Here is a 13,416-nt window from a genome sequence, read left to right on the forward strand (position 1 = left end):
CCCTGAGCGCGGGGTACCCGGCTCAGCCGGGCGGGCGTACGAAGGTGGCGTACTTCGTCGACGAGGCGCTCAAGGACGCGCGCTTCAAGGTCAAGTCCGCGCTGAACCCGTCCGGTGTGAAGATCGTCCACGAGCCCGGCGGCGCCGATCCACCTCATGGTGCCAGGCGTTGCAAGCCACGACCCCGGAGCCGGCAGAGGGCCCCCTTGTCGGCGCCCTGTCCATGAACGATCTCCGATGGTAAAAGTGGGCAGCGGCGTGTACTTGGGGGAATGGCGCACCGGGGGTAGGGGTGGACGGATTACCGCAGGGCGGTGGCCCGACGAACGCGGACGGCGTGTCCGTGTCGCAGTATGTGCCGCCGCCATCGGTCGTGCCGCACAACCAGTTCGACACCCGCACCCCCCTCCAGCAGGTCTTCTATTGGACGCCGGAGCAGTGGGAACAGTTCACCTGCGAGTGGGTCCGGATGCGCGGGGACGAGTTCGGCTACCTCGGCGTGGAGGTCCTGGGAGGTACCAACGACCGTGGCGCCGACGTCGTGGCTTTCATGAGTGAGCAGCGGCTGAACGGTGTCTGGCACTGCTACCAGTGCAAGCACTACACCGACGACCTCACGCTCGACGACGCGCTGCCCGAGATGATCAAGCCGTTTGTGGCAGCCCTGGAAACGAGCCGGACGCTCCCGGCCAGGTACATCTTCGTGGCACCGAAGATCCACCCCCGGCTCAAGGACCTGGTGCTGACCCCGGCCGCGTTGAAGGCCCGGTTTCTCGCGTACCTGGGCGGTCGGACGAAGCCGGTCACCGCGCTGTCCACCCAGACCCGGGCGGCCGTACGGGCGTTGGCGGAGCGCGAAGACTTCTCGATGTTCTGGACTGTGAATCTGGACGAGGTCCTGGAGATCTACAGCAAGTCGTCGCTGTTTGCCTCCCGCTTCAACCTGCCGCCCACCGGCAAGCCCCGCAAGCTCATTCCCCCTCCCGTGCCCCAGGTCAATGAGGCGCGCTACCTCCAGCAGCTCCTGGACGTCTACCAGGAGAGGTTCGGCGAGGACATCGCGACCGTGGAGCACGCTTTCGAACACCCGGACTCGGGGGAGCATCTTGGGCGACAGCGGGTGGCGTTCTTCGATGCGGAGGCCCTGCGCATGTATGCACGAGAGAGCATTGCGGGGGACACCTACGAGGAGCTGCAGGACGACGTGCGGACGAACCTGATCGAGGTGGCGGCCATCGACTACCCGTCGGGGTGGGACCGCCTCCAGCAGGTACTGAAGGCATCTGGGCAACTGAACCTCACCGGGTCGCCCCTGTTGCACCTCTTCCGCAACAGCCAGCGTCAGGGCATGTGCCACCAGCTGGCGAACGTCGACAAGCTGCACTGGTGCAAAGGAGGTCGCCGATGAATCCGCTCAACAGCCCGATCGAAGTGGGGATGCGGACGTTGGTTCTGCTGGCACGCAGCCATCCTCACCCGCTGGACCTGTCCTGGCTGGTTGTCCTGGATCACGCCATGCTGCACAGCAGCCAGTTCGACGGTCCGCCCAGCCTCCATCCCCGGCTGCCGGCCCTGCCGGGCGAACTCGGCCTGAAACGGCAGCTGATGCAGGAAGGGCTGGAGGTCCTGCTGCGCGCCGGCCTGGCCACGGTGGAGGCGACCGACGACGGGCTCGTCTACCAGGTGACCCAGCGTGGCTCGGGTTTCGTCGGCATCCTGGAGGCCCCGTACGTCGGTGAGCTGCGTCAGCGTGCGCAGTGGGCCGTCGATCAGTTCGCCGCGACCACGGACGCCGTAGCGGCCACGCGTGACATCACGACCCGCTGGCACGCCGAATTCACCGCCGGCACGCGGCACCTGGGGGTCGGGCATGGCTAATTTCACTCTCACTCATCTGACGTACGCGGGTGCGGGGCTGCCGACGGCCAGGGTGGAGTTCGACCCGGTGTTCACGGTGATCTATGGATCCTCCAACACGGGCAAGACGTTCCTCGTCGACTCCATCGACTACATGCTCGGCGGCCATGTCCGTCCCTCGATACCGCGGGCCGAAGGATACGGACAGATCCTGCTCGGCCTTCTGCTCCCCGACGGCAGCCCCCTCACGCTGGTCCGCAAGCCCGGTGGCAAGAGCATTCACGTGCACAAGGACGATCTGAGGGAGCTGGTCCACGCCACCCCCGACGCGGTCGTCTCGGCCCGCAGGATCCGCAGCCGCCGTGACATCTCGCACTACCTGCTCAGCAAGCTGGGACTGGACGACACCTATGTCCGCACCAACGAGGGCGGCAACACCGACCTGCTCAAACTTGCCGACCTGACCCACCTCAGCGTGGTCACCGACTCACGCATGATCGATACGAATCCTCCCTCGCAGCGCACACGCGGCACGGCGGCAAGAACCACCGCTCGCTCGGTCATGAAGCTGATGCTGACCGGCGAGGACGAGCCTCCGGCGACCAAACTCCCCAACGCCGCTCAACGACGCGTTCAGCGGGGCAAGATCAACCTGATCGACTCGCTGGCACTGGACCTGCACGCCAAGCTCTCCCGCGACCAGACCCCCAACGAACTGCGAGATCAGCTGGCCCGGTTGGAAGCAACCCTCAACGACATGGCCCGCTCACTCGCACGCGAGTCCGAACAGCAAGCCCGCGCCGTCGCTGCCCGTGCACAACTTGCCGAGATGGATGCCGAGTTGGAAGCGCGCATCGGTGAGATGCTCGACCTGCTGGGGCGATTCGACATCCTGCGCCAGCAGTACGAGACAGACCTGGCACGTCTGGTTATGGTCAGTGAGGCCGGCAATCTCCTGGGCTACTTTCAGGTCGGTCGCTGTGTCTTCTGCGGGGCGGATCCTGAACATCAGCAGGCCCAGCACGGTCATCAGGAGACCACGCAGCTGCATGAGGCCGTGCTTGTCGAGTCCGCCAAGACCCACTCCCTTCTCGCGGATCTTCGACTGACCATCGAGGGACTGGAAGGCCAGCGTGACGAACTGGTCGAACGCCGCGCCGCCCTGACCTCGGAGACGGCCGAGGCGGACAACGCCCTGGCCCAGATCGAGGCGCGACTAGCCCCTCTCAACGAGGAACTGCAGGACACCGTCGCCGAGCGACTGCGTATCGAGCGCGACCTGGAACTGCGCGCACGGCTCGACGAACTGGAAGAGCACCGCTCTCAGCTGGTGGCCCAGGGAGCCTTGCCCTCCAAGCGGCGGGAATCCCTGATCGCGGGCAGGATCCTGTCGTCGTTCGACGGCATCTTCCAACGCACCCTCGATTCCTGGCGCATCCCCGACGTGGATGGTGCCGGCTATGACCCTTACAGCGGGGACGTCAGCGCCGGAGGAACGACGCGCGCGGCCCACGGCCGGGGTATGCGAGCACTTCTGCACGCCGCGTTCTCGATTGCCCTGGCCCGCTACTGCTTGGATCGCAGACTCCCGCACCTCGGCTTCCTCGTCCTGGACTCGCCCCTGGTGACGTACAAAGAGCCGGACTTTGACGCCGACCGCATCCCCCCGAACGTGATCGACCATTTCTACCGCTCTTTCCTGGCTTTCCCCGGCCAGGCGATCGTCGTCGAGAACGCGACACCGCCCCCGGACGTCATTGAGCAGGCACGGATCATCACCTTCAGCGGCAGCGGGGCCCGCCCCGGCTTCTTCCCCGCCCGCCCCAGCACCGCCAACCGGACCTGAGCCGCACCGAGCCTTCAGGCAGGCGCCTTTCACGGAGTGTCAGCAGGGGGAACGCCCCCGGGACAGTTCGAGCCGCACCGGCTCGTCGCGGTCGCAGCGCAGCACTCCGTCGACGACCCGCGCGGCGGCGACCTGGAGGGAGGAGCGGCGGCTGGCGTAGGAGCCGTCGTCATCGGTGACGCTGCCTACACGGCCCGGGTGGGTGAAGTAGAAGATGTAGGCGGTCTCGCCCTGGACGACCACGTCGGCGTGGAGGCCGATGGTGCCGTCGTCAGGGCGGCAGCCCGGCTTGTCGAGGATCAGGCCCTGGTGGTCCCAGGTGGTGAGGTCGGCCGAGCGCAGGACTCCCTGGCCGCGCCACTCGTCGACGAGCATCCAGTAGTGGCCGCCGAGTTCGAAGACGTTCGGGCCCTCGTGGGGGCGGTGGCCGAGCGCGAGGCCAGTGGGCCGCCAGCGGTAGAGGTCCGGGCTGTCGGCGGCCGCGGTGAGCGAGCCGTAGGTCTCGTCCTTGAACCACATGCGCCAGCCGCCGCCCGGCAGCGGGAAGACACACGCGTCGATGACCCGGTCGGAGCCGAGGTCCAGGGCGCCATGATGGGTCCAGTCCAGCAGGTCGGGGCTGGTGTAGTGGCGGATGGAGGCGGCGCCGTTCCAGTCGTCGCGGATGCCTTGGATGTAGCTGACGTACATGTGGTAGAGCCCGTCGTGCCAGATGATCTCCGGCGCCCAGAACGTGTTCCGGCCCCACTCGGTCTCCAGGCCGGGGAGGGTGCCCCGGTAGGTCCAGGTACGGCCGCCGTCCCCGGACGAGGCCACGCCCAGGTCGGTGCCGTAGACCCAGGAGACACCGGGGCCGGGGGCGGTCGTACGGCGGTTGGTGTAGACGAGCCACCACTCGCCCGTCTGCTGGTTGAAGACGGCGACGGGGTCCGCGGCACCGTCGTGGACCGGGTCACGGAAGAGCGGCGCGGCGGCTATGGGGTGCACAGAGGTCTCCCTGATGCGTGAGGGGGGAGGCGGCTTCGGGGGTGGGTCACCGTGGGGGCTCGGGGTGGGCGGTCGGCGGTGGGTTCAGCCCCCCGTGGACTCGCGGATCACCAGCGAGAACTCGCCGACGGACTCCTCGTGGTCGGTCGTGGGCTCCTGCTGCTCGATGCGGCGGATCAGCAGGGCGACCGCACGCTCGGCCATGCCGTCGTGGTCCGGGTCGATCGTGGAGAGGGAGGGGATGAAGAACTCGCTCTCCGAGACGTTGTCGAAACCGATCACCTTCACCTGGTCGGGCGCTCGTACGTCGGCGTCGGCCAGCCCCCGCAGCACGCCCATGGCCAGGGAGTCGGTGATGCAGAAGACGCCGTCGAAGTCGAGCCCGCTCTCCGTCATCTCACGGGCACGACGCGCGCCCTCGCGCATGCCGAGCCGGTCCACCTGCTGGATCAGGGCAGGGTCCCAGGGCAGGCCGGCTTCCGTCAGAGCCTGCCGGTAGCCGGTGAGGCGGAGGCTGGAGGTGTCGATCTCCTCGGTCGCTCCGCACAGGAACGCGATGCGCCGGCAGCCCCGCTCGATCAGGTGCCGGGTCGCCGCCCGTGACGCTTCGAGGTTGGGCATGGCGACATGGTCCACGGGGCCGCCGAAGATGCGGTCGCCGAGGATGACCACCGGGTGGTCCACCCGGAGCCGCTTGGTGTCGGCCTGCCCCATGCCCGCGGCGCAGAGGATGAGCCCGTCGTACAGCCGGTTGCGCGACAGGGACAGCGCGTCCAGTTCGTTCTCCCGGGACGCGGTCTGTTCGATGCTCACCCGCAGGCCGCGCCGCTCGGTCGCCGTGATGATCGAGGCGGCCAGCAGGCTGTAGTAGGGGCTGTTCAGTTCGGGGACGGCGAGACCGATGGTGCCCGTACGGCCCTTGGCCAGGTTGCGGGCCGCGACGTTCACCCGGTAGTCGAGGCGGGCCATGGCCTCCAGGACCTTCTCCCGCGTCGCCTTGCGGACGTTCGGATGGTCGTTGATGACGTTCGACACCGTCATTGGTGACACTCCGGCGGCCTTCGCCACGTCCTGGATCGTTACCACGCCTGCCCCTGGTCTGCGTTCTCGAACCCCACGCGCATGCTATGCCTCACATCGCCCAGCTCTAGGCGACTCCCGCGTGGGTGGTCGGTGGATGGGAGGGCGGCCCCGGGAGACGGGGCCGCCCCGGGTCTACTTGGCGTACATCAGCTGACCGAAGCCGAGCTGGTCGTAGCCGCCGCTGGTGGAGCCGTAGTCGCCGCCTCCGCCCTCGATGCCGACGAGGTCGTTGGACATGGACCAGATGTACGGGTCGTCGAGCTTCTTGATCCGGTTGTAGTGGTAGTGGATCATCGCCCACACCGGGCGGACGTGACCCCGGCCGCTGGAGGAGATGACGGTCTGCTCGTTGGAGGCGCAGTTGGTGCCGCTGCCCCAGCTGTAGGTGGTGTAGGGCACGTCGAGGCCGAGGTTGTACTTGGCGACGTACTGGGCGGCCTTGAAGAACCGGTTGTCGTCGTAGCCGTACAGGTCGACGCCCTGGTTGTAGGCCATCTCGCAGATCACGCCCATCTGGCCCATGCCCATGACGCAGTGGGGCTGGTCGCGTCCGGACTCCTGCCACTGGCCGAGCGCGTAGCCGCTGTCGTCGGTGTAGAGGTACGGGATGGCGTGCCCGATGGCGCCGTTGCCCGCGCCGCTCTGGAAGTAGGTGACGGCCTCGTCGAACTTGTCGCCGTCCTCGCAGAGGATGGCGGTGGCCATGATCGACGCGATGTTGCACAGGTCCCAGTTGGCCCAGTAGTGCGTGATGCAGGTGAAGTTGTGGTCCCGCAGGAAGCCGTGGTTGATGGGGTAGAAGACGTTCAGCATCATCTGCTGGAAGGCTTCGAGGTCGAATCCGCTGTAGTCGCGCAGTAGTTCGCCCACGTTGGCGAACTGCCAGCCCTGGAGGCCGGCGACCAGGATCCCGTCGGTGCTGCCCGTGATCGTGGTCAGGGTGCTCGACCAGGCGTTGCAGATGGCTGCGGCGCAGTCGGCGTGGGCGGTGTCGCCGGTGATCAGCCAGCGCAGGGTGTTCTGGTAGGCGGCGGCGATGTCGTTGTAGAGGATCGTGTAGTTGTTGGAGGTTCCGGTGCCGCGGTAGACGACGGACTGGGGGTTGGCCGTCCAGGCGGACGCCGAGTGGGCGTTGGCGGTCAGCCGCTGCCAGCCCGAGTACCAGGGCTCGGCGTATGCGGCCACCTTGACCTTGGCGCGGTTGATGTCACCGGGGTGGTGTATGCCTCCGGGGTGGTTCCAGACGGTCGGCGCGGCGGCGACGGGGCGTACGGCGGCGGCGCCGAGCGCTCCGGCCAGGGCCAGACCGCCGCCGAGGCGCAGGACGCCGCGGCGGCTTGGGCCGGTGGGACGGGGATGGGGTGTGCCCGGGGTGAGTGGGGGGAGGTCGTTGCGGCTCATAGGGATGTACGACTCCAATCGAACGGGCCCGAACGGCTCTGATCGGGCGCGAGACCGACGTGGTCGAACTGCTGTGCCGAAGGCAGGGGGTGTCGTGGGGGGTGTCCGCCCGTCGCGGACGACTCGTGGCGGGCGAACCTCCTGCTGCTCGGCGATCACCTGCCGGAGGTCTCCGAGAAGGTGACGGTGAGGGCGGCGGACCGGGCGGTCAGCCGGTACGGCGGCAGGACGCGGGGGCCGCACGCGGCGGACCCCAGTCCGTGCTGGGCGAGGTCGATGTTCACGTGAACGGCGTCGCCGGGGCGGAGTTCGTCGGTGTGCCGGGCCGTGTCCAGGTCCTCGCTGGTCCAGCGCCGGGCGGTCAGGTGGAAGACGGGTTCACCGGTGACGCGCAGCCCGCCGTACGGGCCGGTGAGCTCCGCCCAGCGGACGTCGGCCCGGCTGCCGTTCTCCTGGGGGAAGACGTACGGCGTCTGGAGGGCGTCGACGGTGGTGCTGTGACGGCCGAGGCGTGCGGCGAGACGGCTGTCGGGATAGGCCTCGTCCGGCCCCAGCCCGTACCAGGTCACGTGGTCGATCCAGGCGGGGAGGGCGAGCCGCAGGCCGAGCCGGGGCACGGGGACGTCCTGCCAGTCGCCGTCCGGCTCGATCTCGGCGGTGAGGCGGAGGCCCTCGTCGGTGGCCTGCCAGCGGTAGGTGGCGTACATGCCGAGGTCGGTGGCGGCGGGGGCGACCCGGGTGCGTACGACCACCGCGTCGGACTCGGTGTCGATGCCGAGCAGGCGATGGTGCAGGCGGTCCAGGCCGGTGCGCCGCCAGGTGTCCGCCACAGGGGCGTGGCCGAGGCGGTCGTTGTCGGTCGGCGCCCGCCACAGGTCGAGTCGGGGGCCGGTGACGGGCAGGTCTCCGAGCCGGGTCAGGCGGCCGGTGCGGGGGTCGAACAGGGCGGGGTCCGGCCTGGACGCGCGGGTCGGTCGGCGCACCGGGACCGGCTCGGGGACCCGCTGGGCCCAGGCGATCTCGTGGCCCGCCGGTGCCCAGGGTTCGTCCTTGACGAGGACGGCACGCACGGTGAGTACACCGGCGGTGTCCGTGGTGGGGTAGGGCAGACGGGCCGGAGTGCTCCCTGGGGGGACGGTGGGGAGGGACAGTGTTCCGGATCCGGTCTCCTCGCCGTCCCGCTCCAGGAACCAGGTCAGAGCCAGGTGGGAGAGGTCCCGGAAGTCGTGGTGGTTGGCGATCTCGATGCGGTCCGGCGTCATGGTGATCCGCACCGGCTCGATCACCTTCTTGTACTCGCCCAGGCTCGGTGAGGGCGTGCGGTCGGGGAACACCATCCCGTCGCAGACGAAGTTGCCGTCGTGCAGTTCCTCCCCGAAGTCGCCGCCGTAGGCGAAGTGGCCGTCGTCGCGCAGGCCGTGGTCGATCCACTCCCACACGAAGCCGCCCATGCAGCGCTCGTACTTCTCGAACAGCTCCTGGTACTCGACGAGTCCGCCCGGGCCGTTGCCCATGGCGTGGGCGTACTCGACGACGATGGCCGGCATGGCACGCCGCCGTGCGTCGGCCTCCGGGTCGTCGAGCGGCTCCTCTGCGCGGCGGCCGATGGCGTCCAGCTCCTCGTTCGAGGTGTACATCCGGCTGTAGACGTCGCTGTAGCGGCCGCCCCAGTCCTGCTCGTAGTGCACCGGCCGGTCCGGGTCGCGCTGCTTGACCCACTCCGCCATGGCCTGGAGGTTGCTGCCGTCACCTGCCTCGTTGCCCAGTGACCACATGACGATGCTGGGGTGGTTCTTGTCCCGCTCGACCGTCCGCCGTATGCGGTCCAGGTATGCCTCGCGCCAGCGCGGGTCGTCGCTCGGGTTGCCCCGCCAGTCGCCGACGAGGGAGAAGCCGTGGGTCTCCAGGTCGCATTCGAGCATCACCCACAGGCCCAACTTGTCGCACAGCTCCAGGAAGCGGCTGTGCGGCGGATAGTGGCTGGTGCGGACCGCGTTGATGTTGTGGCGCTTCATCAGGACGATGTCCTCGCGCATCGTCGTCTCGTCCAGGACGCGCCCGTGGTCGGGGTGGAACTCGTGCCGGTTCACCCCGCGCAGCAGCACCGGCCGGCCGTTGACCTTGAACACCCCGTCCTCGACGCAGACGGTACGGAAGCCGATCCGCAGCGGGATCGTCTCGCCGCCGGCCCGCAGCTCACCGGCGTACAGCCGGGGGACCTCGGCCGACCAGGGCTCGACGCCCTCGATGTCGTACGACCCGTCGGCGGGGACGTCCCGCAGGCCCAGTTCCTCGACGGTCAGCCGGGCGGGTACGGACGTGTCGACGCGCAGGGTGCCGCGGCCGGTGGTGTGGTCGAAGTCCGCGTGGACGAAGAAGTCGTCGAGCGCCCCCGCAGGACGGCCGAGGAGGGTGACGGACCGGAAGATCCCGGACAGCCACCACATGTCCTGGCCCTCCAGATAGCTGCCGGGCGACCACTGGTGGACCCGGACCGCGAGGACGTTGCGGCCCGGCCGGACGATCCCCGTGACGTCGAACTCGGTGGGCAGTCGGCTGCCGGTGGACCAGCCCAGCTCCCGCCCGTTGAGCCAGGCGGTGAAGCAGGAGTCCACCCCGTCGAAGCGCAGCACCGCTCCCAGGCCGTTCCACTCCTCGGGGAGGTCGAAGGCGTGCCGGTAGTCGCCGGTGGGGTTGGTGTCCGGGACGTACGGGGGATCGAGCGGGAAGGGGTAGGCGATGTTGGTGTAGACGGGGCTGCCGTGGCCGTACAGCTGCCAGTGGGCGGGGACGGGCAGTCTGTCCCATCCGGAGTCGTCGAGGTCCGGCCGCTCGACGCCCTCGAGTGCCTGGGCGGGCGACGCCGACAGCCGGAACCTCCAGTTGCCGTCCAGCGCCAGCCGGGGGGCGTCCGAGCGGAACGCGGCCCGGGGGAGGCGCCGGCCTTCCCCGGGAGCGAAGGTGTTGAGCGGGCCGGTCATGACGCGGCGGCCGCCGCTGCCTCGGCCGTGGTCAGGAACTTCATGTTGATCACGTGCTCGTTGGCGTACCACTGCACGGTGTCGGTGGTGTAGTACCAGGTGGGCTTGCGCATGGTGTCGGCGATGACGACGCCGTTGACCACGAGGTTCTCGAAGGTGACGTTCTTGATGGGGTGGTCGGCGTCGTAGCCGAGGAAGAGCGACGGGTTGGCGTGGGTGCCCGTGTAGGTGAGGTTCTTGATGTAGACGTCCTCGATGCCGCGGCCGACCGAGGTGTTGTACTTCGTGTTGTACATGACCCTGAAGTTGAGGAGCTGTCCCCAGCGGAAGTCCTCGACGCGGACGTCCTCGACCCGGACGTTCTTGATCAGGTTGGAGTCGCCGGCGTTGAGGGAGATGCAGCCCTGGTAGTTCATCTGGGGCTCGCGGTGGTCGAGGATGTCGACGTTCTGGATGAGCAGGTTCTCGATCATCTCCGGGTCGTCGGTATTGCCGTGGGTGCCGACGTTGATGGGGTGGGCCACGTCCGCCCACAGGGTGGCGTTCTTGATGGTGACGTTGCGGGTGTCGCCGTAGAGGGTGTCCCGGTGGGCGTAGATGGAGTGGCTGTCGTCGGCGCTGCGCACGAAGCAGCCGTCGTAGGTGATGTTCTTGGAGCAGTAGACGGGGAAGCCGTCGCCCCACTGACCCCAGGTGAACACACGGCTCTTCCTGACATGGACGTTCTCGGCCTCCCGGCAGCCGAGGCCGGCCCCGAGCATGATGATGCCCTCGACGCGCACGTTCTTGCTGCGCTCGACGTTCACGCCGCCGGCGGTGCGCGTGGGGATCAGCACCCCATGGCCCTTGAGGGTCACCTTCTCGGCGTTCTTGATGTCGATTCCGCCCTGCAGGACGGCGCCGCCCGCCAGGTAGAGGGTCTTGCCGCTGGACACGCTGAGGAGATCGACGGTGTGCACGCCGGGGCCGTAGTAGAGGACGTCCGGGTCGTCGGCGGACGGGGCGTGCCTCTCGACGCGGTTGGTGACGATGTGCAGGCAGTCGAAGACGTCGTCGTTGATCTGGACGACGACGTCCTTCGGCTCGTCGAGGGTGAACCGCAGGGTGTCGCCGAGGAGTTCGGGCGTGATGCCGTACGAGTCCGGGCGTACCCGGGCCTTGGTGGTGCCGCCCTTGAGGTAGGTGACCTCCAGCTCGACCGAGCCGCAGAAGTCGAAGTACGCCAGCGAGGAGTCGTAGACCTTGCCGGAGCCGGTGGTGGCGTTGATCTCCCTGCACCGCGGCTGGTAGATGTCGAGGGTCTGCCACTCGCCGTCGGGGGCAGTGCGCACCCGGACCTTGAAGCTGGCGGTGGTCGCCACGCCCGAGGGGCGGGGGTAGGTGACCAGTTTCGGCGCGGCGTTGTCCTCGTCGGCTTGGGCCGAGGTCGCCGTCAGGTTGGCCAGGCCGGTGGCGAGGGCGGCGGCTCCGGCGGCCTGGAGGGTTCTGCGACGGGTCAGGGGCGTGCTCATGTACGGCTCCTGTCAGGGTGAAGTGCGGCTGCTGGAAGAGAGCTGATGGTTCGTCAGGTGAGCGGTGCGCGGACCGTGACGAACGAGTGGGGCGGCAGCGTGAGCGTGAGGCCCCGGTCGGTTGTCTTGAGATCGTCGAAGGGGCGGGGGCCGACCGTGTGCGGTGCCTCGGGGGTGTTGTGGTCCTGGATCCGGTCGGCGGTGAGGATGCGGGCGACCAGCTCACCGACTGCGCGGCCGCGCAGGTCGAGGGTCAGCTCGGCCGGCTCCTCGGCGTGCAGGTTGGACAGCGAGATCAGTACCGCCCCGTCCTTGACGCTCGCGGAGGCGGACAGCAGGTCCGTCTCGGCGTCCCCGCCGCGCAGGTGCACGGCGAGCGAAGTGGCGTCCTGGTGGCCCTTGTTCATCTCGAAGACGTGGTAGGTCGGGGTGAGCACCAGCGCGTCGCCGTCGGTGAGGATCATCGCCTGGAGGACGTTGACGGTCTGGGCGATGTTGGCCATGTGCAGCCTGGCCGCGTGCTTGTGGAAGATGTCGAGGTGGACGCTCGCGACCAGCGCGTCCCGCAGGGTGTTCTGCTGGAACAGGAAACCCGGGTTGGTGCCCGGCTCGACGTCCCACCAGGTACCCCACTCGTCCAGCACCAGGCCGACGGTGCGGCCGGGGTCGTAGACGTCCATGACCGTCGAGTGACCGGTGAGGATGCGGTCGATCTTCCGGGCCTTGACCATCGTCCGGTAGTAGTCGTCGGTGTCGAAGTCGGTCGCGCTGCCCTTCGTCTCCCAGGGGCCGGCCATCGTGTAGTAGTGCACGGACAGGCCCTGGAAGAAGTTCTTCGGGGTGGCCTCGCAGCCGAAGCAGCTGATCTGCTGCATCAGCGTCCCGGTCCACTTGTAGTCGTCGTCCGAGGCGCCGGAGGCGATGCGGTAGAGCTTGTTGTCGCCGTGGTCGCGGCAGTACGTGGCGTACTGGCGGGCCAGGTCGGCGGAGTACTCGGCGCGCATGTTGCCGCCACAGCCCCAGGTCTCGTTGCCGATGCCCCAGTACGCCACCCGCCACGGCTCCTCGCGGCCGTTGGCCCTGCGCAGCCGCACCATCGGACTGTCGCCGTCACGGGTCAGGTACTCCACCCACTCGCTCATCTCCTGCACGGTGCCGGAGCCGACGTTGCCGCTGATGTAGGGCTCCGCACCGAGGAGTTCGCACAGGGCCATGAACTCATGGGTGCCGAAGTGGTTGTTCTCCTCGACGTCGCCCCAGTGTGTATTGACCATGCTCGGCCGCTGCTCCCGGGGGCCGATGCCGTCCTTCCAGTGGTACTCGTCGGCGAAACAGCCGCCCGGCCAGCGCAGGTTGGGGATGTTCAGGGCGCGCAGGGCCTCGACGACGTCGAGCCTGATGCCTCCTTCGTTGGGGATCGGCGAGTCCTCCCCGACCCAGAATCCGCCGTAGACGCAGCGGCCGAGGTGCTCAGCGAAGTGGCCGTAGAGATGGCGGCTGATCGTCGGGCCCTCAAGGTCGAGGTTGATCACCGCGGTGGCATCGGTCACGGAGGTACTCCTGCGGGGTGGGGTGGGTGGCGGTGCGGAGGTGGGTGGGGTGCGGGAAAGCCGGCAAGGGTGACGCGGCGGTTCGGTTGGCCACCACGTCATGTGAGGCAGGCATGCGGACATGCGGGTGCAACAACCATTTTCTTGTAGCGGTACAAAAACGCTGCCATCCGGCGGACGGAAGAGTCAAGAGGGTTGCG

Annotated in this window: 9 protein-coding genes; 3 read left to right on the forward strand and 6 right to left on the reverse strand. The window is 68.4% G+C overall.

Features of this window, described 5'->3' with window-relative positions; genetic code table 11:
* Positions 1 to 337 precede the first annotated feature (337 nt).
* The 3 genes from ACLZN2_RS25780 to ACLZN2_RS25790 are packed head-to-tail and all read left to right on the forward strand — an operon-like array spanning position 338 to position 3,703.
* Positions 338 to 1,408, forward strand: coding sequence for an ABC-three component system protein (locus tag ACLZN2_RS25780; protein WP_416981410.1), 1,071 nt, complete (start codon positions 338 to 340; stop codon positions 1,406 to 1,408).
* The gene (locus ACLZN2_RS25785; RefSeq protein ID WP_416981412.1) at positions 1,405 to 1,878 is read left to right on the forward strand and encodes an ABC-three component system middle component 2; all 474 of its coding nucleotides are present in this window, start codon (positions 1,405 to 1,407) and stop codon (positions 1,876 to 1,878) included. The genes ACLZN2_RS25780 and ACLZN2_RS25785 overlap by 4 nt, the downstream gene beginning before the upstream one ends.
* 52 nt (positions 1,879 to 1,930) lie before the next feature.
* Complete coding sequence (locus ACLZN2_RS25790; protein WP_416981413.1) at positions 1,931 to 3,703, forward strand: hypothetical protein; 1,773 nt, start codon at positions 1,931 to 1,933, stop codon at positions 3,701 to 3,703.
* A 39-nt stretch (positions 3,704 to 3,742) separates the two neighbouring features.
* Here ACLZN2_RS25790 and ACLZN2_RS25795 read toward each other — a convergent pair whose 3' ends face one another.
* The 6 genes from ACLZN2_RS25795 to ACLZN2_RS25820 all read right to left on the reverse strand — a co-directional run bounded on the left by ACLZN2_RS25795 (position 3,743) and on the right by ACLZN2_RS25820 (position 13,216).
* Positions 3,743 to 4,690: a glycosyl hydrolase gene (locus tag ACLZN2_RS25795; protein WP_416981414.1), complete on the reverse strand. Its 948-nt coding sequence runs from the start codon at positions 4,688 to 4,690 to the stop codon at positions 3,743 to 3,745.
* Between the two features lie 84 nt (positions 4,691 to 4,774).
* Positions 4,775 to 5,776 carry a LacI family DNA-binding transcriptional regulator gene (locus tag ACLZN2_RS25800; protein ID WP_416981415.1) on the reverse strand — a complete coding sequence of 334 codons (1,002 nt, stop codon included), beginning with the start codon at positions 5,774 to 5,776 and terminating at the stop codon, positions 4,775 to 4,777.
* Between the two features lie 129 nt (positions 5,777 to 5,905).
* On the reverse strand, positions 5,906 to 7,174 hold the full coding sequence (locus ACLZN2_RS25805; protein WP_416981416.1) for an alginate lyase family protein: 1,269 nt from the start codon (positions 7,172 to 7,174) through the stop codon (positions 5,906 to 5,908).
* A gap of 155 nt (positions 7,175 to 7,329) precedes the next feature.
* Positions 7,330 to 10,155, reverse strand: a complete 2,826-nt coding sequence (locus ACLZN2_RS25810) for a glycoside hydrolase family 2 TIM barrel-domain containing protein (protein ID WP_416981417.1) — start codon at positions 10,153 to 10,155, stop codon at positions 7,330 to 7,332.
* Positions 10,152 to 11,666 carry a glycosyl hydrolase family 28 protein gene (locus tag ACLZN2_RS25815; protein WP_416981418.1) on the reverse strand — a complete coding sequence of 505 codons (1,515 nt, stop codon included), beginning with the start codon at positions 11,664 to 11,666 and terminating at the stop codon, positions 10,152 to 10,154. The genes ACLZN2_RS25810 and ACLZN2_RS25815 overlap by 4 nt, the downstream gene beginning before the upstream one ends.
* 53 nt (positions 11,667 to 11,719) lie before the next feature.
* On the reverse strand, positions 11,720 to 13,216 hold the full coding sequence (locus tag ACLZN2_RS25820; protein ID WP_416981419.1) for an alpha-N-arabinofuranosidase: 1,497 nt from the start codon (positions 13,214 to 13,216) through the stop codon (positions 11,720 to 11,722).
* Positions 13,217 to 13,416: the final 200 nt, after the last annotated feature.

The organism is Streptomyces sp. T028 (assembly GCF_048159505.1).
Classification (GTDB): domain Bacteria; phylum Actinomycetota; class Actinomycetes; order Streptomycetales; family Streptomycetaceae; genus Streptomyces.